The organism is Xanthomonas sp. WHRI 1810A, assembly GCF_040202885.1.
Lineage (GTDB): Bacteria > Pseudomonadota > Gammaproteobacteria > Pseudomonadales > Pseudomonadaceae > Aquipseudomonas.
On sequence record NZ_JBEGED010000011.1, the window covers coordinates 95,495 to 118,622 of the forward strand.

A 23,128-nucleotide genomic window follows, 5' to 3' on the forward strand; every position below is an offset into this window, starting at 1 on the left:
GGATTCCAACCGAGGAAGCCACAGGCTGGGGGTGAACCTGGCCGGGCTGATTCTGAAAAAAGAAAAAGGGTAGCCGAGGCTACCCTTTTACTCAATCACGTATCGAAACCGACGACGTTAGCCGCCGAATTTCTTACGAATTTGCTGGACGGTGCGCAGCTGAGCTGCAGCCTCGGCCAGACGTGCCGCGGCAGATCCGTAGTCGAAATCCGCGCCTTTCTCGTTCAGGGCTTTCTCGGCAGCCTTGACGGCTTCCTGAGCAGAGGCCTCGTCCAGGTCAGCAGCGCGTTGCACAGTATCGGCAAGCACTTTGACCATGTTCGGTTGAACCTCAAGGAAACCACCGGAGATGTAGAACACCTCGGCTTCTCCACCCTGCTTGATCAGACGGATAGGACCGGGTTTCAGATCTGTGATCAGCGGCGCGTGACCTGGAGCGATACCGATATCACCCAGGTTACCGTGCGCAATCACCATCTCGACCAGACCGGAGAAAATTTCTCCTTCCGCACTGACGATGTCGCAATGGACTGTCATAGCCATTTGCCTGCCTCAACCTGATTAGCGCCCGTCGCCGGGCGCCGGGGGTTACAGTTTCTTGGCTTTCTCGATGGCTTCTTCGATGCCGCCCACCATATAGAACGCTTGTTCTGGCAGGTGGTCGTAGTCGCCGTTGAGGATGCCTTTGAAGCCAGCAATAGTGTCTTTCAGGGAAACGTATTTACCCGAAGCACCGGTGAAGACTTCAGCCACGAAGAACGGCTGCGACAGGAAGCGCTGGATCTTACGAGCGCGGGATACCAACTGCTTGTCGGTTTCCGACAGTTCGTCCATACCCAGGATCGCAATGATGTCTTTCAGCTCTTTGTAACGCTGCAGCACATACTGAACGCCGCGAGCGGTGTCGTAGTGCTCCTGGCCGATCACGTTCGGGTCCAGCTGACGCGAAGTCGAATCCAGTGGATCGACCGCCGGGTAGATACCCAGGGAAGCGATGTCACGGGAAAGAACGACCGTGGCGTCCAAGTGGGCGAAAGTGGTCGCTGGCGACGGGTCGGTCAAGTCATCCGCCGGTACGTATACCGCCTGGATCGAGGTGATCGAACCTTCTTTGGTCGAAGTGATGCGCTCTTGCAGCACGCCCATCTCTTCGGCCAGGGTCGGCTGGTAGCCTACTGCCGAAGGCATACGGCCCAGCAGTGCGGATACTTCAGTACCGGCCAGTGTGTAACGGTAGATGTTGTCAACGAACAACAGTACGTCGTTACCTTCGTCACGGAACTTCTCGGCCATGGTCAGGCCGGTCAGTGCTACGCGCAGACGGTTACCCGGCGGCTCGTTCATCTGACCGTAAACCAGTGCCACTTTGTCCAGAACGTTGGAGTCCTTCATCTCGTGGTAGAAGTCGTTACCCTCACGGGTACGCTCGCCCACACCAGCGAACACGGAGTAACCGCTGTGTTCGATGGCGATGTTACGGATCAGCTCCATCATGTTTACGGTCTTGCCGACACCGGCACCACCGAACAGACCCACCTTACCGCCTTTGGCAAACGGGCAAACCAGGTCGATAACCTTGATGCCGGTTTCCAGCAGGTCGTTGCCGCCTGCCTGTTCTGCGAACGAAGGTGCTGGACGGTGAATGCCCCAGCGCTCTTCGGTTTCGATCGGGCCGGCTTCGTCGATTGGGTTACCGAGGACGTCCATGATACGGCCCAGGGTCGCTTTACCGACCGGTACCGAAATGGCTGCGCCGCTGTCGATAACGTCCAGACCGCGCTTCAAGCCTTCGGTCGAACCCATTGCAATGGTACGAACCACGCCGTCGCCCAGCTGCTGCTGGACTTCGAGAGTGGTTTCCGCGCCTTGTACCTTCAGCGCGTTGTAGATGCTCGGTACGCTATCGCGTGGGAATTCCACGTCGATCACGGCGCCGATGATTTGAACGATACGTCCGCTACTCATTAGCTGGTTCCTCTGAATTTTGAACCGTTAAACCGCGGCAGCGCCGCCGACGATTTCCGAGATCTCTTGGGTGATCGCTGCCTGACGCGCCTTGTTGTAGATCAGCTGCAAATCGCTGATCAAATCACCGGCGTTGTCTGTGGCGTTCTTCATCGCGATCATCCGCGCGGCCTGTTCGGCTGCGTTGTTCTCGACCACCGCCTGATAAACCTGCGACTCCACGTAACGTACCATCAAGCCATCCAGCAGCTCCTTGGCGTCGGGTTCGTACAGATAATCCCAGTGGTGCTTGAGTTCTTGATCCTGGGTGGCCACCAACGGAATCAATTGCTCGACCGTTGGTTGCTGGGTCATGGTGTTGATGAACTTGTTGGATACCACGGACAGGCGATCAATCCGGCCATCCAGGTAGGCATCCAGCATCACCTTGACGCTGCCAATCAAATCATTGATCGACGGCTCTTCGCCCAAGTGGCTGATCGCAGCGACGACGTTACCGCCGAAGTTGCGGAAAAACGCCGCACCTTTGCTGCCGACCACGCACAGATCGATCTCTACGCCGTTTTCACGGTTCTTCGCCATGTCCTTGACCAAAGCCTTGAACAGGTTGGTATTCAAGCCACCACACAGACCACGGTCACTGCTCACTACGACATAACCGACACGCTTTACTGGGCGCTCGATCATGAAAGGGTGGCGGTATTCCGGGTTAGCGTTGGCAAGATGACCGATGACCTGGCGGATACGCTCCGCGTAGGGACGGCTAGCTGCCATGCGCATTTGAGCCTTGCGCATTTTGCTGACCGCCACTTTTTCCATGGCGCTGGTGATCTTTTGCGTGCTTTTGATGCTCGCAATCTTACTGCGAATCTCTTTTGCGCCTGCCATGTAACACCTATCAGGTTAGCAAGCGGGGGCCTCTCGACCCCCGCTGCGGCTTACCAGGTTTGGGTGGCCTTGAACTTCTCGATGCCAGCCTTGAGGCCAGAATCGATTTCGTCGTTGAAGTCACCCTTCACGTTGATCTTCGCCATCAAATCGGCGTGATCGCGGTTGAAGTAAGCAATCAGCGCTTGTTCAAAGCTGCCAATTTTGGCGATTTCGACGTCAGTCAGGAACCCACGCTCAGCGGCATACAGCGACAGCGACATGTCAGCAATCGACATTGGCGCGTATTGCTTCTGCTTCATCAGCTCGGTAACACGCTGACCATGTTCAAGCTGCTTGCGGGTCGCTTCGTCCAGGTCAGAAGCAAACTGGGCGAATGCAGCCAGTTCACGGTACTGAGCCAGAGCGGTACGGATACCACCGGAAAGCTTCTTGATGATCTTGGTCTGAGCGGCACCACCCACACGGGATACCGAAACACCGGCGTTCACTGCCGGACGGATGCCGGAGTTGAACATGGCCGATTCCAGGAAGATCTGACCGTCAGTGATCGAGATCACGTTGGTCGGAACGAACGCGGAAACGTCGCCCGCCTGGGTTTCGATGATCGGCAGTGCAGTCAGCGAACCGGTTTTGCCGGTCACTGCGCCGTTGGTGAACTTCTCTACGTACTCTTCAGAAACGCGGGATGCGCGCTCCAGCAGACGGGAGTGGAGATAGAACACGTCGCCTGGGTAAGCTTCACGGCCTGGTGGACGGCGCAGCAGCAGGGAAATCTGGCGGTAAGCCACTGCTTGCTTGGACAGATCGTCATAAACGATCAGCGCGTCTTCACCGCGGTCGCGGAAGTATTCGCCCATGGTGCAACCGGAGTACGGTGCCAGGAACTGCAGCGCTGGAGATTCGGAAGCACTGGCAGCCACGATGATCGTGTTGGCCAGGGCGCCGTTTTCTTCCAGCTTGCGAACCACGTTGGCGATGGTCGATTGCTTCTGACCGATTGCTACGTATACGCAGAAAATGCCGCTGTTCTTCTGGTTGATGATCGCGTCGATCGCCAGAGCGGTTTTACCGATCTGACGGTCACCGATGATCAGCTCACGCTGGCCACGGCCGACAGGGATCATGGCATCGACAGCCTTGTAGCCAGTCTGTACAGGCTGGTCTACCGACTTACGCCAGATAACGCCCGGTGCGACTTTCTCTACAGCATCAGTCTCGGTGTTGTTCAGCGGACCTTTGCCATCGACAGGATTACCCAGTGCGTCGACTACGCGACCCAGCAGTTCCTTACCAACCGGAACTTCCAGGATGCGGCCAGTGCACTTGGCGCTCATGCCTTCAGCCAGAGTCTGGTAGGAGCCCAATACAACGGCGCCTACAGAGTCTTGCTCAAGGTTGAGCGCCATACCGAAGACGCCGCCCGGAAACTCGATCATTTCGCCGTACATAACGTCGGCGAGACCGTGGATCCGAACGATACCGTCAGACACGCTGACGACAGTACCTTCGTTACGGGCTTGGGAGGTTACATCGAGCTTGTCGATGCGACCCTTGATGATTTCACTTATTTCGGAAGGATTGAGTTGCTGCATTGCTCTGCTGCCCCTTCAAACTCAAGATTTCAATGCTTCGGCTAGTTGCGCGAGTTTGCCGCGAACTGAGCCATCGATAACCAGGTCGCCGGCGCGGATGATGACACCACCAATAAGGGTGGCATCCTCCGCAGCGTGCAGGCGCACTTCCCGGCCGAGCCGTGCACTGAGAACCTTGGCGAGTTTGTCTTGCTGTTCTTGGTTCAATGCAAAAGCACTGGTCACATCCACATCTACCGATTTTTCCTGCTCGGCCTTGTACAGGTCGAACAGCTCGGAGATCTCCGGCAAAAGCGGGAGACGGTCGTTTTCTGCAACGACCTGGATGAAATTCTGTGCCTTGGCATCGAACTTGTCGCCGCACACTTCAATAAAAGTGGCGGCCTTGTCTGCGCTCGTCAGTCGCGGGGCCTTGAGCATGCGCTGCATAGTGTCGTCTTGCGACACTGCAGCAGCCAGGCCGAGCATGGCTGACCAATTGGCCAGCTGCTGGTGCGTCTGTGCATGCTCGAAGGCTGCCTTAGCGTAAGGTCGGGCCAACGTGGTCAGTTCTGCCATGATCGCCCTCGCTTAAATTTCAGCAGCCAGTTTGTTAACCAGCTCCGCGTGCGCGTTTTGATCGATTGTGGCACCCAGGATCTTCTCTGCGCCATTGACTGCCAGGCTACCCAGTTGGGCGCGCAGCGCGTCTTTGACGCCGTTCAGTTCCTGCTCGATCTCGGCCTGAGCCTGAGCCTTGATGCGGTCAGCTTCGACGCGAGCCTGTTCTCGGGCTTCGTCAACAATCTGAGTACCGCGTTTCTTGCTCTGCTCAATGATTTCAGCTGCCTGAGATTTCGCTTCGCGCAGTTGTTGACCCGCTTTATCTTGGGCCAACTCCAGGTCGCGAGCTGCTCGGCTGGCAGCGTCCAATCCATCCGCAATCTTCTTCTGACGTTCGTGCAAAGCCGCGATGACCGGAGGCCATACGAACTTCATGCAGAACAGCACAAAAATGAAGAACGCAACGGACTGGCCAATCAGGGTTGCATTAATGTTCACGCCAACACCTCGCTCGTTCGTTGTCCATCACACCAATCAACTCGACAATTCGAGTGATCAGCCAGCGAGTTGACCAACGAAGGGGTTCGCAAAAGTGAAGAACAGAGCGATACCAACACCGATCATGGTTACGGCGTCGAGCAGACCAGCCACGATGAACATTTTAACTTGCAGCATTGGAACCATTTCTGGTTGACGCGCTGCGCCTTCCAGGAATTTACCGCCCAGCAAGCCGAAACCGATTGCAGTACCCAGTGCGCCCAGGCCGATCAGCAGTGCAACAGCGATAGCAGTTAGACCAACTACAGTTTCCATCTTTCCTCCCGACTTTTACGTCGTATTGGTTAGGTTTTTTTAGATTAAAGCGGTAAAGCAAAATCGTTTCATGCATCAAGCCCTCGCGGGCACCCCCTCACCTTAGCGAGGGGATCATCAGACACGCCAGGCGAGTCTTAATGGTTATCTTCGTGAGCCATCGAAAGATAGACGATGGTCAGCATCATGAAGATGAACGCTTGCAGGGTGATGATCAGGATGTGGAACACAGCCCACGCCCACTGCAGAATAACGCCCAGACCGCTCAGCCAGAGCAGGCCACTGCCGAACATGACCGCGATCAGGATGAACACCAGTTCGCCTGCGTACATGTTGCCGAAAAGACGCAGTGCCAGAGAAACCGGTTTGGCGATCAGAGTCACGAATTCAAGCAGGAAGTTCACCGGAATCAGTAGCGCCTGAACCAGAATGTTCTTGCTGCCGAACGGGTGCAGGGTCAACTCGCCGATGAAACCGCCGATACCCTTGACCTTGATGCTGTAGAAAATGATGAGGGCGAAGACTGACAGCGCCATACCGATGGTTGCGTTAGGGTCGGTAGTCGACACAGCGCGGAACGGAATGTGGTGGTCGCCGGAAATCATGATGGCCAACTGAGGAATCCAGTCGACCGGGATGAGGTCGATGGCGTTCATCAGGAAGACCCAGACGAAAATCGTCAGCGCCAGCGGTGCAATCACGGCACTGCGACCGTGGAAGCTGTCTTTCACGCTGCCATCGACGAACTCGACCATGACTTCAACGAAGTTTTGAAGAGCGCCCGGCTGACCGGACGTGGCCTTTTTAGCGACCATACGGAAAATCAATACAAAGATCAGACCCAGTGCGACCGACCAACCCAATGTATCGAGGTGGAATGCCCAAAAGCCCATTTCTTTTGCTTCTGCTGCGGAGTGGGCGAAGCCCCAACTGCCGTCTGGCAAATGACCATAGGTCAAGTTCTGCAAGTGGTGCTGGATATAGCCCGAAGCTGTTTGCTCTGCCATGGTTGCCTCAAACGCCCTAAGGTCTCGAAAGTCTTGTTTTCATAAGCAGGGGTGCGAACCAGCTGACCAACTGGGTCAGTATGAACACGCCAAAGACCGCCAGCGGCGCCAGCGGCTTCACTCCTGCGAACGTCAGTGCAAACAGCACTGCCGTAAAAATCAGTTTGCCCGCCTCGCCGGCATAAAAAGACCGGACGATGGCTTGAGCGGCTCTGGCCCCGGTAAACCGGAACGCCTTATGAGCAAAGTACATATTGGGCAGCCACGCTATCAGGCCCCCGCACAGCCCTGAATACCCAGCTACGACTCCGTGCCATTGCCACAGCGCCAAAGCAGCGAGCAACACGACGACACCTTGAGCCAGTAAAACCGGAAATACTGCCAGGCGATGGAATGGCAACCTGTTTGGCGTGCGTGTTTCCATCACTACTGCTCCCGGAGCGTCGGCCGCCAAAATCAATAACTTGGCATAATTTGTGCCGACAAAATGCGCGCAGAGTATAGGGGCGGTTAAGTCCCTATTCAACTGCCGGGTAGTGATTTCCGACTACACGCTACAGGGCAATTGTTTCAGCGGATGTGAGCGAGGACGCCTTGCAACTCATCCAGTGAGTTATAACGAATGACCAACTGGCCCTTTCCCTTCTGACCGTGACGAATCTGCACCGCAGAGCCTAGCCGCTCGGCGAGTCGCTGTTCCAGCCGACTGATATCAGGGTCCGGTTTTGCCGGTGCTGCAGGCTCCTGTTTACCGCTCAGCCACTGACGCACAAGTGCTTCGGTCTGGCGCACAGTGAGGGCACGTGCGACAACGTGTCGCGCCCCTTCGACCTGCTGATCTTCCGGCAAACCCAGCAGAGCACGTGCATGACCCATCTCCAGGTCACCGTGGGACATCATCGTCTTGATGGCTTCAGGCAACGCAATCAAGCGTAGCAGGTTGGCCACACTGACCCTGGATTTGCCGACAGCATCGGCGACTTGTTGCTGGGTCAGCTGGAACTCCTGCTGCAAACGCTGGAGCGCCACGGCTTCTTCAATCGGGTTCAGGTCTTCGCGCTGGATATTCTCGATCAACGCCATGGCGATGGCGGTTTCGTCGGGAACATCTCGAACCATCGCGGGGATGGTATCGATCCCTGCCTGTTGACTGGCCCGCCAGCGGCGCTCGCCCGCAATGATTTCGAATCGATTGTCGCCGACGGGGCGCACGACGATCGGCTGCATGACGCCCTGCGCCTTGATCGACAGCGCGAGCTCTTCAAGCGCTTGAGGATCCATGTCACGGCGCGGCTGATACTTGCCACGTTGAATCAGGTCCAGCGCAATGTGCTGCAACTCACGCTGATCAGCCTTGGTGGCCTGTTCTTCCAGGGAGCTGACGGTTGGACTGCTCAGAAGCGCATCCAGCCCACGCCCGAGTCCTCGTTTCTTGACGGCCATGGGATTTCCTTAAGTGGGCTGAGCAGTGCGAGTGTTGCGACGCTGACGGCGAACCATCTCGCCCGCCAAAGCCAGGTAGGCCAACGCACCGCGAGATGTCTTGTCGTAAGCCAGCGCCGGCATCCCAAAGCTTGGTGCCTCGGCCAGGCGAATATTGCGCGGAATCACTGTGTCATACAGCTGCTCGCCGAAGTGCTCTTTGAGTTGTGCGGACACATCATTGATCAGACTCAACCGCGGGTCATACATGGTTCGCAGCAGGCCTTCGATCTTCAACTGGGGATTGAGCAACTGAGCGATCCGCTTGATGTTATCCACAAGGTCGCTCAGCCCTTCGAGGGCAAAATATTCGCACTGCATGGGGATGATCACGCCGTCGGCAGCGACCAGCGCATTGAGCGTCAGCATCGAAAGCGAGGGCGGACAGTCAATCAGGATGTAATCGTAGTTCTCGCGGATAGGCGCCAAGGCACTGCGCAGGCGGCTTTCCTTCATCTGCATTTCCAACAGGACGACTTCTGCAGCCGTCAGATCCCGGTTGGCCGGCAGCAGTTGATAACCGCCGTGTTCGGAGAAATGCATGGCCTGGCCAAGATCGCATTCCCCAATCAGCACGTCATAGATGGAATTTTCGAGGGCGTGTTTATCCACACCGCTGCCCATCGTGGCATTGCCCTGAGGATCGAGATCGATCAGCAACACCCGCCGCTTGGTGGCGACCAGTGAAGCTGCGAGGTTGATGCAGGTGGTGGTTTTGCCCACACCACCTTTCTGGTTCGCTATCGCGAATACCTTAGCCATTCTTTGCGTGTGTTCCCTGTCAAGCCGTGCGGCGCAGTATCAGCAGATGGCGTTGCCCTTGGCAACCCGGAACGGCCAAGGCCTGCGTACTGTCGAGGCGAAAGTCTGGCGGCAATGCTACCAGTTCATCGGCGGGATGCAGACCCTTCATCGCCAGCCAACGGGTTTGCTCGTCGCCCATGTGCCGGGTCCATTGGGTGAAGTCCTCAAGACTGCTGAACGCACGCGAAATGATTCCCGAGAACGGCTGCTCGGGTTGAAACGCTTCTGCGCGGCTGTGGATAACTTCCAGGTTGTCGAGCTTCAGCTCGAGTTTGACCTGGGTCAGAAAGCGCGTCTTTTTGCCGTTGCTGTCCAGCACTGTGATCCTGCTCTCAGGGAACAGAATGGCCATGGGAATTCCAGGCATTCCGCCGCCACTGCCAACGTCGAGCCAGCGAGGACCCGCGATGAAGGCCATCACGCTCAGACTGTCGAGCAGATGCCGTGAAACCATTTCATCGGGATCACGCACCGCAGTCAGGTTGTAGGCCTTGTTCCATTTGATCAAAAGCGCCAGATAAGCCAGCAGTCGTTCGTGCTGGCCTTCTGTCAGGTCAACGCCCAGTTCGCGGGCACCGTGGGTCAGTTCTTCTGCATGCTGCGGGGTGACCATAGAACTCAAGCGCTTTGCTCCAACTGACGGCCCGCGCCGCGTTTTTTCAAATGAATCATCAACAGCGAAATAGCCGCCGGGGTAACACCGGGAATACGAGACGCCTGCCCTAAAGTCTCCGGCCGAGTTATCCCCAGCTTGCCTTGAATCTCTTTGGACAGCCCGGAAATGCTCGTGTAATCGATATCCACAGGCAGCCGAGTGTCTTCGCTCGCCCGTAACCTGGCGATCTCGTCCTGCTGGCGATCAATGTAACCGGCGTATTTGGTTTTGATTTCGACCTGCTCGGCAACCTGCGGATCGATGCACCCTTCGCCGGTGAGCGAAACGAGTCCCGCGTAGTCGATTTCCGGACGTGTCAGCAGGTTGAGCAGGTTGTATTCATGGGTCAGTGGCGTGCCGAAGTGCGCTGACACTGCATCACCCTGGGGAGTACCCGGACGGATCCAGGTCGATTTAAGACGCTGCTCCTCCCGTTCAATGCTTTCACGCTTGGTGCAGAAAGCCGCCCAACGCACATCGTCCACCAGACCCAACTCGCGGCCCTTTTCGGTCAGGCGCAGGTCTGCGTTGTCTTCACGCAGAATCAATCGGTACTCAGCGCGAGAGGTAAACATGCGGTACGGCTCTTGGGTACCAAGGGTAATCAGGTCATCGACCAGCACCCCGATGTACGCCTCATCGCGACGAGGGCACCAACTTTCCCTGCCCTTGGCACGAAGCGCAGCATTGGCACCTGCAAGCAGGCCTTGCGCTCCCGCTTCTTCGTACCCGGTTGTGCCATTGATCTGCCCGGCGAAGAACAGCCCGGCGATCACTTTGGTTTCAAGGCTGTGCTTCAGATCCCGCGGATCGAAGTAGTCATATTCGATTGCATACCCGGGACGAACGATGTGGGCATTTTCCATACCCTGAATCGAACGGACGATCTGTAACTGAACGTCGAAGGGCAGAGAGGTCGAGATGCCGTTCGGGTACAGCTCGTGGGTATTGAGCCCTTCCGGCTCGATGAAGACCTGATGGCTTTCCTTGTCCGCAAAGCGATGGATCTTGTCTTCGATCGAAGGGCAATAACGCGGACCTACGCCTTCGATAACGCCCGAATACATGGGCGAACGATCCAGGTTGGCTGCAATGATTTCATGGGTACGTGCGTTCGTATGGGTAATCCAGCAACTGACCTGCGCAGGATGCTGTTCTTTGGAACCCATGAACGACATGACCGGAATCGGCGTGTCGCCTGGCTGCTCGGTCATGACCGAGAAATCCACCGAGCGACCGTCGATACGTGGCGGTGTGCCTGTCTTCAGGCGGCCGACGCGCAGTGGAAGCTCGCGTAGACGATGGGCCAGCGCAATCGACGGCGGGTCGCCAGCACGGCCACCGGAATAGTTCTGCATTCCGATGTGGATAAGTCCGCCAAGGAACGTGCCTGTCGTCAACACCACCGAATCGGCCATGAAACGCAGGCCCATTTGAGTGACCACGCCTTTGACCTCGCCTTGTTCAACGATCAGGTCGTCGCACGCCTGCTGGAAAATCCACAGGTTTGGCTGGTTCTCGATGATCTCGCGGATAGCGGCCTTGTACAGGACACGATCAGCTTGAGCGCGGGTCGCTCGTACGGCGGGGCCTTTGCGACTGTTCAGGACACGGAACTGAATCCCGCCAAGATCGGTTGCAGTCGCCATCGCGCCGCCAAGCGCGTCGATTTCCTTGACCAGGTGGCTCTTGCCGATGCCGCCAATCGCAGGGTTGCAGCTCATTTGCCCGAGGGTTTCCACGTTATGTGTCAGCAGCAGGGTTTTTGCACCCATGCGTGCAGACGCCAGTGCTGCCTCGGTACCGGCATGACCGCCACCGATGACGATCACTTCAAAACGGGAAGGGAAATCCACCACGCACCTCGTGCCTGTTTATTTGGGTAATTGGAATCGGCGGCAAGTATAGGGACTTACCCCCCCTGAAAGGAACCCGTTGCGCAAAATTTAACCAGCTGTGGATGAATGGCGCTAATAGAAATTAAAAAGAAAAAATCTTATTAAATCTTTGTTTTTGTTATTACTCTTACTGCATACCCTTTCTGTGGATAGAACGCTGCAGGTCTTATGATACTGTGCGTACAGAGATTTAAAACCCTGTGTCCACCCGCTCATAAGGCCACTGGATAACCGGCTTAAGCCTGTGGATTAAACGGCAGGTTATGCACAGGAGACTTTATCCTCCGTTTTCAAGGTTGGTTATCAACCTAGCTGAAGGGTAGTTATACACAGAGCTCACCCTACCGATTTACGGATGAATTTAGTCGCACGCAGGGCTATGCGCCCCTGCGATGCGTGAGCATCGAGGGCACATTTGCGGTAAAGGGAGGCAGGCCATCGAAGCAATGGCCAGTTTGAGGAAGGCTTGCTACTTGCCGATGCAGAAGCTGGAGAAAATTCTGCCCAAGAGGTCGTCGGAGGTAAAGGCGCCGGTGATTTCTCCCAGCGACTGTTGGGCCACGCGCAAATCCTCAGCCAGTAGCTCACCCGCCCCAGCCAGGGTTAGCTGTGACCGGCCGTGCTCGAGCGATGTACTAGCCCGGCGCAACGCATCAAGATGACGCCTGCGGGCGCTGAAGCTGCTTTCAGAGGTCTGCTCGTAACCCATACAGGCCTTCAGGTGGTCCCGGAGCAGCTCAAGGCCTTCGCCGCCTGCTTTCGCACTCAGGTTAATCGTGACGTGGCCATCTGCACCGACTTCGATGCCGACCGGGTCACCGCTTATGTCGGCCTTATTTCGGATCAAGGTCACCTGGGCGGGATCCGGTCGCTGTTGTAGAAATTCTGGCCATAACGCGAATGGATCAGTGGCTTCCGGCGCAGTGGCGTCGACAACCAGCAGGATACGATCAGCCTCACCGATAGCCTTTAGGGCACGCTCGACGCCGATTTTTTCAACCTGGTCTTCGGTGTCGCGCAAACCTGCGGTATCCACCACATGCAATGGCATGCCATCGATGTGGATATGTTCACGGAGAATGTCACGGGTAGTGCCGGCGATCTCTGTGACGATGGCTGCCTCCCGTCCGGCCAGCGCATTGAGCAAGCTGGATTTGCCCGCGTTAGGCCTGCCTGCAATAACCACCGTCATACCGTCGCGCAACAAAGCACCCTGACTGGCCTCCGCCTCAACTGTAGATAAGTACTGGCGAACCTCATCGAGCATGGCCAGCACATGACCGTCTGCCAGAAAATCGATTTCCTCTTCCGGGAAGTCGATCGCTGCTTCAACGTAGATGCGTAGGCTGATGAGCTTTTCGGTGAGCTTATCCACACGCTGGGAAAAAGCGCCCTGAAGCGATCTCAATGCATTGCGAGCGGCTTGGGCAGAGCTGGCCTCAATGAGATCGGCGATGGCCTCTGCCTGGGCAAGGTCCAGCTTGTCATTGAGGAACGCTCGCTCACTGAACTCTCCAGGCCTAGCCAGTCTGCAGCCTAATTGCACGCAACGTTGCAGCAGCATGTCCAGTACCACTGGACCGCCATGACCTTGAAGCTCCAGCACATCCTCGCCTGTGAAAGAGTTGGGGCCAGGGAAATACAGCGCGATGCCTTCGTCAATCACCTCGTTGCGCGTGTCGCGAAACGGACCGTAGTGCGCATAACGCGGCGTTGGCGTTTTGCCAAGAATCTGAAGCGCTGCAGCTGCCGCTATCGGGCCGGAGATGCGCACAATGCCAACGCCACCACGGCCTTGGGCGGTCGCTATAGCGGCAATGGTTTCACGAGGGACGTTCATTGTCCGGCTCCTGAAGGAATGACAGATAGCAAAACGCCCCACTAAGGGGGCGTCCTGAATGACTTATTCACAGGCTAGATCAAGCTTCGGCTTTTTTAGCCTTGGCTTCGATACCGCGAGTGATGTACCACTGCTGAGTGATGGACAGGGTGTTGTTCACAACCCAGTACAGCACCAGACCGGCCGGGAACCAGAGGAAGAAGAATGTGAAGATGATAGGCATCAGCTTCATGACCTTCGCCTGCATCGGATCCGGAGGCGTTGGATTCAGCCGCTGCTGGATGAACATGGTTGCACCCATGATGATCGGCAGGATGAAGAACGGATCTTTGATGGACAGGTCAGTTATCCACAGCAACCACGGAGCCTGACGCATCTCGACACTTTCAAGCAACACCCAGTACAACGACAGGAATACCGGCATCTGCACCAGAATCGGTAAGCATCCACCCAGCGGGTTGATCTTTTCCTTCTTGTACAGCTCCATCATCGATTGCGAAAGCTTCTGGCGATCGTCGCCATGTTGCTCTTTGAGTATCGCAAGCTTCGGAGCAACTGCGCGCATCCGGGCCATGGATCTGTAGCTGGCAGCGGACAGCGGGAAGAAGAGCCCCTTGATAAGCATGGTCAGGAAGATAATCGACCAGCCCCAGTTACCGACAATGGCGTGGATATGTTGCAGCAGCCAGAAAATCGGCTGGGCAATGAACCACAGAATGCCGTAGTCGACGGTCAATTCCAGACCTGGGGACAACTCTTTCAGCACAGCCTGGCTTTTTGGACCGGCATACAGCGTCGCATTGGTCTCAGCCTTGGCGCCTGGCGCTACCGTCAGCGCAGGCCCGGTGAAGCCAATGATGTAGTTGCCCTGACTGTCTTTGCGAGTGGTGACCGTGTTGCTGTCAGCGTGATTCGGGATCCAGGCAGTGACGAAATAATGCTGAAGCCAGGCAACCCAACCGCCCTGCACTGTTTCCTTGACCTGCCCCTTGTCGATGTCTTTCATCGACACTTTTTTGTACGGCTCGGATGCCGTCCACATGGCAGCGCCCAGATACGTCGCAGTGCCAGTCGCTGTGGAAGAAGAGGGATCAGAACTGTCGTCACGTTTGAGCTGTGCGAACAGGTTGCCGTTCCAGGGCTGGGCGCTCTGATTATCGATCAGGTAAGTGACTGTCAGGTCGTACAAGCCGCGCTTGAGGGTAAAGCGCTTGATGTAGTTGACGCCGGCGTCACTGAATTTCAGGTCGACTACCAGATCATTCTGCCCATCTGCCAGCTGATAGCTCTTCTGGGCGCTTACGTAAACCGGACGTCCAGTGCCGCGTGCGTCGGGGCCATTGGCTCCCGTCAGCCCGCTCTGGGCAAGAAAGGTACGCTCGCCGCCGTTATCGAAGAGCTGGAAAGGCACGTCAGGATGGTCCTGGCGACGAGGGTAAAGCGGCAACCGCAGTTGCACGACATCACCACCAACAGGATCGATATCCAGATTAAGAACGTCTGTTTTGACCTGGATAAGGTCCTTACTGACTGCTACTGGCGTTTCAGTAGGCGCAGCCACTTCACCCGAAGCACTTGGCACATCAGCGTTGGCTGAAGCCTTGGTGCCTGACGGGGTATCCGGTAGAGCGGACGTGTTTGTGTTGGCGGCAACATTCTGAGTCGGCAAGGCAGCCTGACCGTAGTCCTGGTTCCATTTCAGGACCATGACGTAGGACACGATTGCCAGGGCGACGATCAGGATCGTGCGTTTAATATCCATGATTACTCGGCCATCGAAGAGGAACGGGAGGTGGGATCTGGTGGAACCGGGTCATAACCACCGGGATTCCACGGATGACAGCGACCTAAGCGACGTATGGTCAGCCAGCCACCGCGTAACAAGCCATGGTTTTCGATGGCTTCGTACGCGTAGCAGGAGCAACTGGGGTAGAAACGACAGTGACTGGCCATCAGAGGACTAATGGCATAGCGGTAAAACTGGATCGGAACGAGTGCCAGTTTACGCATCAGGACTGTCTACCCCTGCAGTTTCGGTTGTGGCTTCTGAAACAGGCCGGCTACGCGCCAGACGCTTCCAGAGCTTGCCGAAGTGCTGAATCAATTCGGGGTTTTCAATGTCACCCAAACCTTTGCGCGCGACGACGACGATATCCCAACCAACCAAATGGTCTTGGTGTTGGCGAAACGATTCGCGCATCAGGCGTTTCAAGCGATTGCGCTCAACGGAGAGTTTGACGCTCTTTTTCCCGATCACTAGCCCCAGACGGGGGTGATCAAGATCGTTGTTGCGCACAAGGAGCAGGAGATTTTTCCCCGGAACCTTGCCGGTGGGGGAGTCAAAGACTGCCTTGAAATGCCGGGGTGTCAGCAAACGCTTTTCCCGACTGAAGTCCTGACTCACCACCTGTGCCGATTAATCAAACTGCCAGACGCTTACGGCCTTTGGCGCGACGACGCGACAGGACCGCACGGCCGTTTTTGGTGGCCATACGTGCACGGAAACCGTGAGTGCGGGCGCGCTTGATAGTGCTGGGTTGGAAAGTACGTTTCATGGCGTGTTACCTGGTTCGTCCACAACGGGCCGGAATGGCCCCCGTTTTAAGAGACCGGGGATTCTAGAGAAAGCGCGCTCTCAGGTCAATTTCCAACCACCCTTTCCTGCATTTAGTTCAGAAAGCTGGAATTGCCCGAAGCGGGCCCAAAACAGCGCTTGGACTTGAGTCTAGATATAGATATAAAGAAGGAGAGTATTTAAAGCTTCTTTGTAAAGCTTATAATAGCTATACAGCCATTTATCTGTGGATAACGACCTGTAGCCCTTATTTCACATAGTGTACAGAGCAGGCTTATCTTGTCAGAAAATGGTGATCTACCTGTGCCCTTCCCTCGGATAAGCTGTGGGTGAAATGCCTATTTATCCACAGGCGGTTTATCCACAAGGTTCAGACCCGAGTTATGCAACGGGCTGATCCTGGGTTATCCACAGACCTTAAATTTGAACAAAAGCAAAGGATTGTGCAGCCGGATTTGCCAATTTACGCGCGTGCACAGCCCACCTACATGTGGATAAGTCTGCGTCTGATCGTTACAATGGCGTCTTGTTTTTTGCCTCACCGGCTTTTGACCTAGGGGATGTCCGTGTCAGTGGAACTTTGGCAGCAATGCGTAGAGCTATTACGTGACGAGCTGCCTGCCCAGCAATTCAACACCTGGATCCGCCCGCTACAGGTCGAGGCCGAAGGCGACGAGTTGCGTGTCTATGCACCGAACCGGTTTGTGCTCGATTGGGTTAACGAAAAGTATCTCGGTCGATTGCTTGAGCTACTCGGTGAGCACGGTCAGGGATTGGCGCCGGCGCTTTCCTTATTAATAGGCAGCAAGCGCAGTTCTGCACCGCGAGCAGCACCCAATGCGCCTTTAGCTGCTGCAGCGTCCCAGGCCGCTCATGCTGTCAACGGTGCTAGCCCGGCGGCACCTCAGGCAGCTGCAGTACGGCAACCCTCCCCGGTCAGCGTCCAGAATTCATCCAGTGTCGACGATGAGCCTTCCAGAGCGAGCTTCGACCCCATGGCCGGGGCGAGCTCTCAGCGAGCACCGGCCCGTGCTGAACAGCGCACGGTCCAAGTCGAAGGCGCGCTGAAACACACCAGCTATCTGAACCGGACGTTCACTTTCGAGAATTTCGTTGAAGGTAAGTCCAACCAGCTGGCACGTGCCGCTGCCTGGCAGGTTGCAGATAATCCCAAGCATGGCTACAACCCGCTGTTTCTGTATGGCGGCGTGGGGCTGGGTAAGACCCACTTGATGCATGCAGTGGGTAATCATCTGCTCAAGAAGAATCCAAACGCCAAGGTGGTTTACCTCCACTCCGAGCGTTTTGTGGCCGACATGGTCAAAGCGTTGCAGTTAAACGCAATCAACGAGTTCAAACGGTTCTACCGTTCGGTGGACGCGTTGTTGATTGACGATATTCAATTTTTTGCTCGAAAAGAGCGCTCGCAGGAAGAGTTCTTTCACACCTTCAACGCGCTGCTTGAAGGGGGTCAGCAGGTCATTCTCACCAGTGACCGCTATCCTAAGGAAATCGAGGGCCTTGAAGAGCGTCTCAAGTCGCGCTTTGGTTGGGGCCTGACGGTTGCGGTAGAGCCGCCCGAACTCGAAACGCGCGTCGCAATTCTCATGAAGAAAGCCGATCAGGCGAAGGTCGATCTGCCTCACGATGCTGCATTCTTCATCGCTCAGCGCATACGCTCCAACGTGCGTGAACTTGAAGGCGCGCTGAAACGGGTTATTGCCCATTCACACTTCATGGGCCGTGACATTACGATCGAGCTCATCAGAGAGTCGCTCAAGGATTTGCTGGCGCTGCAGGATAAGCTGGTGAGTGTGGATAACATTCAGCGCACCGTCGCCGAATACTACAAGATCAAAATTTCCGACCTGCTTTCCAAGCGTCGCTCAAGATCAGTGGCTCGACCTCGGCAGGTGGCGATGGCGTTATCCAAAGAGTTGACCAACCACAGCTTGCCGGAAATCGGTGATGTGTTTGGAGGGCGTGATCACACCACCGTCCTGCACGCCTGCCGCAAGATCAACGAACTTAAAGAATCCGACGCGGACATTCGCGAGGACTACAAGAACCTGCTGCGTACACTGACGACTTAATGATGCCAACGCAGCTTATCAAGGCAAGGGACTAGACCATGCATTTCACCATTCAACGCGAAGCCCTGTTGAAACCCCTGCAACTGGTCGCAGGCGTGGTAGAACGCCGCCAGACCTTGCCGGTTCTGTCGAACGTTTTACTGGTTGTAGAGGGTCAGCAGTTGTCGTTGACCGGTACCGACCTGGAGGTCGAGCTGGTTGGCCGCGTTCAGCTTGAAGAAACCGCTGAGCCCGGTGAGATCACCGTGCCGGCCCGCAAGCTGATGGACATCTGCAAAAGTCTGCCTAACGATGCGTTGATCGATATAAAGCTCGATGAGCAGAAGCTGATCGTCAAAGCAGGCCGTAGCCGTTTTACCTTGTCGACACTGCCTGCCAATGATTTCCCGACCGTTGAAGAAGGCCCTGGGTCCTTCACGTTCAATCTGGTTCAAAGCAAACTGCGTCGTTTGATTGAACGCACCAGCTTTGCAATGGCGCAACAAGATGTTCGTTACTACCTCAATGGCATGCTGTTGGAAGTGCAGTCAGGTATCTTGCGCGCCGTTGCAACGGATGGCCATCGCCTGGCCATGTGCTCGATGGCTGCCGACATTGAGCAAGCAGATAAGCATCAAGTCATTGTGCCGCGCAAAGGTATTCTCGAGCTGGCCCGTTTGCTGACCGAGCAGGACGGTATGGTCAGCATTGTGTTGGGACAGCATCATATCCGAGCAACGACCGGCGAGTTTACGTTCACCTCTAAATTGGTAGACGGTAAATTTCCGGACTACGAGCGCGTACTACCTAAGGGTGGGGACAAGTTGGTGGTCGGTGATCGCCAGGCTCTGCGCGAAGCATTCAGCCGCACGGCCATTCTTTCCAATGAAAAGTATCGCGGCATCCGTCTGCAACTTGCCAGCGGGCAGTTGAAAATTCAGGCCAATAACCCTGAGCAGGAAGAAGCCGAAGAGGAAATTGGCGTTGAGTACGATGGCGGCTCGCTCGAGATCGGCTTCAACGTGAGTTATCTGCTCGATGTACTAGGTGTGATGACTACCGAGCAAGTCCGTCTGATCCTTTCCGATTCGAACAGCAGCGCCTTGGTACATGAGTCAGGTAATGACGACTCCGCCTACGTCGTTATGCCGATGCGTCTGTAACAGCAGAAGCTAATGTCCTTAAGCCGTGTCTCGGTCACCGGGGTGCGCAATTTGCAACCGGTGACCCTCTCCCCCTCCCCACGCATCAACATTCTCTATGGCGCCAATGGCAGTGGGAAAACCAGTGTCCTTGAAGCCATTCATTTGCTCGGTCTTGCGCGCTCCTTTCGAAGTGCGCGCCTTCTACCCGTCATTCAATATGAACAGCCTGCTTGTACGGTTTTTGGACAGGTTGAGCTGGCGGAGGGCGGGCACAGTAACCTGGGTGTATCACGAGATCGCCAAGGTGAGTTTCAGATCCGCATCGATGGCCAGAATGCGAAGAGTGCAGCCCAGCTCGCTGAGACGCTGCCTTTACAGCTGATCAACCCTGACAGCTTCCGGCTTTTGGAAGGTGCCCCGAAGATTCGTCGCCAGTTTCTTGATTGGGGAGTGTTCCACGTGGAACCTCGATTCATGGGCACTTGGCAGCGCTTGCAGAAGGCCTTGCGGCAGCGAAACTCATGGCTGCGGCATGGTACACTTGACGCCGCTTCACAGGCGGCATGGGACCGGGAACTCTGCCTGGCCAGCGATGAAATTGACGAGTTTCGACGAGCGTATATCAAGGCTTTAAAGCCAGTCTTCGAACAAACTTTGAGCGAGTTGGTTGAGCTTGAAGGTTTGACCCTTAGTTACTACCGCGGGTGGGATAAAGAAAAAGAGCTGAGCGCAGTGCTCGCTTCTTCTCTTTATCGCGACCAGCAGATGGGCCACACGCAGGCGGGCCCTCAACGAGCTGATCTACGACTCAGGCTTGGCGGTCATAACGCTGCAGATATCCTTTCACGCGGGCAACAGAAGCTAGTCGTCTGCGCACTGCGTATCGCCCAAGGGCATCTCGTCAGTCAGGCTCGGCGGGGACAGTGTATCTACCTCGTCGACGATCTTCCGTCGGAGCTGGACGCAGATCATCGCAATGCGCTGTGCCGCTTATTGGAAGACCTAAACTGCCAGGTTTTTATCACCTGTGTAGATCAAGAATTTTTGAGGGATGGCTGGCAAGCGGAAACGCCGGTCGCTTTGTTCCACGTGGAACAAGGCTGTATCACCCAGACCCACGATCATCGGGAGTGAATGCATGAGCGAAAATCAAACGTACGACTCCTCCAGCATCAAAGTGCTGAAAGGGCTAGACGCCGTACGAAAACGTCCCGGTATGTACATCGGCGATACCGATGATGGCAGCGGTCTACACCACATGGTGTTCGAGGTGGTCGACAACTCGATTGACGAAGCACTGGCAGGCCACTGCGACGACATCAGCATTATCATCCATCCAGACGAATCCATTACCGTGCGCGACAACGGCCGCGGCATTCCGGTTGACGTACACAAAGAAGAAGGCGTTTCGGCAGCAGAGGTCATCATGACCGTGCTGCACGCCGGCGGTAAGTTCGACGACAACTCCTACAAAGTATCTGGCGGCCTGCATGGTGTCGGTGTTTCTGTTGTGAATGCCTTGTCCGAACTGCTGCTGCTGACTGTGCGCCGTAGCGGCAAAATCTGGGAACAGACATACGTCCATGGCGTTCCCCAGGAGCCCATGCGCATTGTTGGCGAAAGCGATTCCACCGGCACAGAGATTCATTTCAAGCCTTCCGCCGATACCTTCAAGAACATCCACTTCAGCTGGGACATCCTGGCCAAGCGTATTCGTGAACTCTCGTTCCTCAACTCCGGCGTGGGCATCGTCCTGCGTGATGAGCGCAGCGGTAAGGAAGAGTTGTTCAAATACGAAGGCGGCCTGCGTGCGTTCGTTGAATACCTGAACACGAACAAAACGCCTGTCAATGAAGTCTTCCACTTCAATGTACAGCGTGACGACGGTATCGGCGTCGAGATTGCTTTGCAGTGGAACGACAGCTTTAACGAAAACCTGTTGTGCTTCACCAACAACATTCCACAGCGCGACGGCGGCACCCACCTGGTGGGCTTCCGTTCCGCGTTGACGCGCAACCTCAATAACTACATTGAGCAGGAAGGCCTGGCCAAGAAGCACAAGGTCGCTACCACTGGCGACGATGCGCGGGAAGGTTTGACAGCGATCATCTCTGTGAAAGTGCCTGATCCTAAATTCAGCTCGCAGACCAAGGACAAGCTGGTTTCTTCTGAAGTGAAGACCGCGGTCGAACAGGAAATGGGCAAATACTTCTCGGACTTCCTGCTGGAAAACCCGAATGAAGCCAAGGCCGTTGTCGGCAAAATGATTGATGCTGCCCGCGCCCGTGAAGCCGCGCGCAAAGCCCGGGAAATGACGCGTCGCAAAGGTGCGTTAGATATTGCTGGTTTGCCGGGCAAGCTTGCCGACTGCCAAGAGAAAGACCCTGCCCTTTCCGAACTGTACCTAGTGGAAGGTGACTCTGCTGGCGGATCCGCCAAGCAGGGGCGTAACCGTAAGACCCAGGCGATTCTGCCGCTCAAAGGCAAAATCCTGAACGTTGAAAAAGCGCGTTTCGACAAGATGATCTCTTCCCAGGAAGTAGGCACCTTGATCACCGCGTTGGGCTGCGGTATCGGCCGTGATGAGTACAACATTGAAAAGTTGCGCTACCACAACATCATCATCATGACGGACGCCGACGTTGACGGTTCACACATCCGTACGTTGCTGCTGACCTTCTTCTTCCGGCAGCTGCCAGAACTGGTTGAACGCGGTTACATCTACATCGCCCAGCCGCCTCTTTACAAAGTGAAGAAAGGTAAGCAAGAGCAATACATCAAAGACGATGACGCCATGGAAGAGTACATGACGCAATCGGCTCTGGAAGACGCCAGCTTGCACCTGAACGAATCGGCACCTGGTATCTCGGGCGCAGCGCTTGAGAAGCTGGTTAACGATTTCCGGATGGTCATGAAGACGCTGAAGCGACTGTCGCGTCTTTATCCACAGGAATTGACCGAGCACTTCGTTTACCTGCCGCCTGTGACGCTGGAAGACTTGGCGGATCACGCAGGTATGCAAGCGTGGCTGGCCAAGTTCGACGAACGCCTGCGTGTCGGAGAGAAATCAGGCCTGGTGTACAAAGCCAGCCTGCGCGAAGACCGTGAGCGTGGCGTGTGGTTGCCAGAGGTGGAACTGATCTCCCATGGTCTCTCGAACTACGTCACGTTCAACCGTGACTTCTTCGGCAGCAACGACTACAAGACCGTGACTGCCCTTGGACTGCAAATCAGCACGCTGTTGGAAGAAGGTGCTTACGTCCAGCGTGGTGAGCGTAAGAAGCAAGTCACCGAGTTCAAGGAAGCCTTGGCGTGGTTGATGGCCGAAAGCACCAAGCGCCATACCATCCAACGCTACAAAGGTCTGGGCGAAATGAACCCTGATCAGTTGTGGGAAACCACGATGGATCCAGCAGTACGCCGGATGTTGAAAGTGACGATCGAAGACGCCATCGGCGCAGATCAGATCTTCAACACCCTGATGGGCGATGCGGTAGAACCACGCCGCGAGTTCATTGAAAGCAACGCTTTGGCGGTGTCGAACCTGGATTTCTAAGGTTCATTTCTGCTAACTAAAAACCCCGGGCGATCTTGAATCGTCCGGGGTTTTTTTGTGAACATCGAAACCCGGTCACTCGCAAAACCCCTCCCCTTCGTTATGACGCCGCCCTACACTGCGGAACGTCCTCATGACCGTGCCTGTAGCAGGAGCTATCGCTGGGGCGAAGATTGATTGGCGGGTTTCTCTGACCGATTACAGCACTGGTGCTTGGGACTTGGGATGTGGAACGAGCACGATGCGATTTTGAAGAGCGCCTCTTCGGTCTGAACAATGCCGAGGGCAAT

The 23,128-nt window shown here is 55.8% G+C and carries 22 protein-coding genes; 4 read left to right on the forward strand and 18 right to left on the reverse strand.

Features of this window, described 5'->3' with window-relative positions:
- Positions 1 to 117: 117 nt before the first annotated feature.
- The 18 genes from ABQX22_RS17040 to rpmH form a co-directional block, all read right to left on the reverse strand.
- Positions 118 to 543 carry a F0F1 ATP synthase subunit epsilon gene (locus ABQX22_RS17040; RefSeq protein WP_043192055.1) on the reverse strand — a complete coding sequence of 142 codons (426 nt, stop codon included), beginning with the start codon at positions 541 to 543 and terminating at the stop codon, positions 118 to 120.
- A 45-nt stretch (positions 544 to 588) separates the two neighbouring features.
- Complete coding sequence (gene atpD / locus ABQX22_RS17045) at positions 589 to 1,965, reverse strand: F0F1 ATP synthase subunit beta (protein ID WP_349801039.1); 1,377 nt, start codon at positions 1,963 to 1,965, stop codon at positions 589 to 591.
- A 27-nt stretch (positions 1,966 to 1,992) separates the two neighbouring features.
- Entirely contained in the window at positions 1,993 to 2,853 is an 861-nt protein-coding gene (gene atpG, locus ABQX22_RS17050; RefSeq protein WP_349801040.1) for a F0F1 ATP synthase subunit gamma, read from the reverse strand.
- Between the two features lie 50 nt (positions 2,854 to 2,903).
- A complete protein-coding gene (gene atpA, locus ABQX22_RS17055; RefSeq protein WP_349801041.1) occupies positions 2,904 to 4,448 on the reverse strand; it encodes a F0F1 ATP synthase subunit alpha in 1,545 nt (514 codons plus the stop codon).
- Positions 4,449 to 4,469: 21 nt separating this feature from the next.
- Entirely contained in the window at positions 4,470 to 5,006 is a 537-nt protein-coding gene (locus tag ABQX22_RS17060) for a F0F1 ATP synthase subunit delta (protein ID WP_349801042.1), read from the reverse strand.
- 12 nt (positions 5,007 to 5,018) lie between these two features.
- The gene (locus ABQX22_RS17065) at positions 5,019 to 5,489 is read right to left on the reverse strand and encodes a F0F1 ATP synthase subunit B (protein ID WP_349801043.1); all 471 of its coding nucleotides are present in this window, start codon (positions 5,487 to 5,489) and stop codon (positions 5,019 to 5,021) included.
- A 57-nt stretch (positions 5,490 to 5,546) separates the two neighbouring features.
- A complete protein-coding gene (atpE, locus tag ABQX22_RS17070; protein ID WP_002555987.1) occupies positions 5,547 to 5,804 on the reverse strand; it encodes a F0F1 ATP synthase subunit C in 258 nt (85 codons plus the stop codon).
- 137 nt (positions 5,805 to 5,941) lie between these two features.
- On the reverse strand, positions 5,942 to 6,811 hold the full coding sequence (atpB, locus tag ABQX22_RS17075) for a F0F1 ATP synthase subunit A (protein WP_349801044.1): 870 nt from the start codon (positions 6,809 to 6,811) through the stop codon (positions 5,942 to 5,944).
- A 16-nt stretch (positions 6,812 to 6,827) separates the two neighbouring features.
- On the reverse strand, positions 6,828 to 7,235 hold the full coding sequence (locus tag ABQX22_RS17080; protein WP_349801045.1) for a F0F1 ATP synthase subunit I: 408 nt from the start codon (positions 7,233 to 7,235) through the stop codon (positions 6,828 to 6,830).
- Between the two features lie 146 nt (positions 7,236 to 7,381).
- Complete coding sequence (locus tag ABQX22_RS17085) at positions 7,382 to 8,254, reverse strand: ParB/RepB/Spo0J family partition protein (protein WP_349801046.1); 873 nt, start codon at positions 8,252 to 8,254, stop codon at positions 7,382 to 7,384.
- Between the two features lie 9 nt (positions 8,255 to 8,263).
- Positions 8,264 to 9,055 carry a ParA family protein gene (locus ABQX22_RS17090; protein ID WP_349801047.1) on the reverse strand — a complete coding sequence of 264 codons (792 nt, stop codon included), beginning with the start codon at positions 9,053 to 9,055 and terminating at the stop codon, positions 8,264 to 8,266.
- Positions 9,056 to 9,074: 19 nt separating this feature from the next.
- Positions 9,075 to 9,710, reverse strand: coding sequence for a 16S rRNA (guanine(527)-N(7))-methyltransferase RsmG (rsmG, locus tag ABQX22_RS17095; protein ID WP_349801151.1), 636 nt, complete (start codon positions 9,708 to 9,710; stop codon positions 9,075 to 9,077).
- A gap of 5 nt (positions 9,711 to 9,715) precedes the next feature.
- Positions 9,716 to 11,611, reverse strand: a complete 1,896-nt coding sequence (mnmG, locus tag ABQX22_RS17100; protein WP_441005302.1) for a tRNA uridine-5-carboxymethylaminomethyl(34) synthesis enzyme MnmG — start codon at positions 11,609 to 11,611, stop codon at positions 9,716 to 9,718.
- Between the two features lie 508 nt (positions 11,612 to 12,119).
- Entirely contained in the window at positions 12,120 to 13,490 is a 1,371-nt protein-coding gene (gene mnmE / locus ABQX22_RS17105; RefSeq protein WP_349801049.1) for a tRNA uridine-5-carboxymethylaminomethyl(34) synthesis GTPase MnmE, read from the reverse strand.
- Between the two features lie 79 nt (positions 13,491 to 13,569).
- Positions 13,570 to 15,252, reverse strand: a complete 1,683-nt coding sequence (gene yidC / locus ABQX22_RS17110) for a membrane protein insertase YidC (RefSeq protein WP_349801050.1) — start codon at positions 15,250 to 15,252, stop codon at positions 13,570 to 13,572.
- Between the two features lie 2 nt (positions 15,253 to 15,254).
- Complete coding sequence (gene yidD, locus ABQX22_RS17115; protein WP_349801051.1) at positions 15,255 to 15,500, reverse strand: membrane protein insertion efficiency factor YidD; 246 nt, start codon at positions 15,498 to 15,500, stop codon at positions 15,255 to 15,257.
- Positions 15,493 to 15,894 (reverse strand): ribonuclease P protein component, encoded by a 402-nt coding sequence (rnpA, locus tag ABQX22_RS17120; protein WP_349801052.1) that lies wholly within the window; start codon positions 15,892 to 15,894, stop codon positions 15,493 to 15,495. The genes yidD and rnpA overlap by 8 nt, the downstream gene beginning before the upstream one ends.
- 16 nt (positions 15,895 to 15,910) lie before the next feature.
- Complete coding sequence (gene rpmH / locus ABQX22_RS17125) at positions 15,911 to 16,045, reverse strand: 50S ribosomal protein L34 (RefSeq protein WP_002551315.1); 135 nt, start codon at positions 16,043 to 16,045, stop codon at positions 15,911 to 15,913.
- Positions 16,046 to 16,637: 592 nt separating this feature from the next.
- Between rpmH and dnaA the strand changes: the two genes are divergently transcribed.
- Genes dnaA through gyrB form a run of 4 tightly spaced genes read left to right on the forward strand, consistent with a single transcriptional unit; the run spans position 16,638 to position 22,838 of the window.
- A complete protein-coding gene (gene dnaA / locus ABQX22_RS17130) occupies positions 16,638 to 18,158 on the forward strand; it encodes a chromosomal replication initiator protein DnaA (RefSeq protein ID WP_441005305.1) in 1,521 nt (506 codons plus the stop codon).
- Between the two features lie 38 nt (positions 18,159 to 18,196).
- Complete coding sequence (gene dnaN, locus ABQX22_RS17135) at positions 18,197 to 19,300, forward strand: DNA polymerase III subunit beta (protein ID WP_349801054.1); 1,104 nt, start codon at positions 18,197 to 18,199, stop codon at positions 19,298 to 19,300.
- A 12-nt stretch (positions 19,301 to 19,312) separates the two neighbouring features.
- Positions 19,313 to 20,416 carry a DNA replication/repair protein RecF gene (gene recF, locus ABQX22_RS17140; protein WP_349801055.1) on the forward strand — a complete coding sequence of 368 codons (1,104 nt, stop codon included), beginning with the start codon at positions 19,313 to 19,315 and terminating at the stop codon, positions 20,414 to 20,416.
- A gap of 4 nt (positions 20,417 to 20,420) precedes the next feature.
- Positions 20,421 to 22,838 (forward strand): DNA topoisomerase (ATP-hydrolyzing) subunit B, encoded by a 2,418-nt coding sequence (gyrB, locus tag ABQX22_RS17145; RefSeq protein WP_349801056.1) that lies wholly within the window; start codon positions 20,421 to 20,423, stop codon positions 22,836 to 22,838.
- The last annotated feature ends 290 nt before the right edge of the window (positions 22,839 to 23,128 follow it).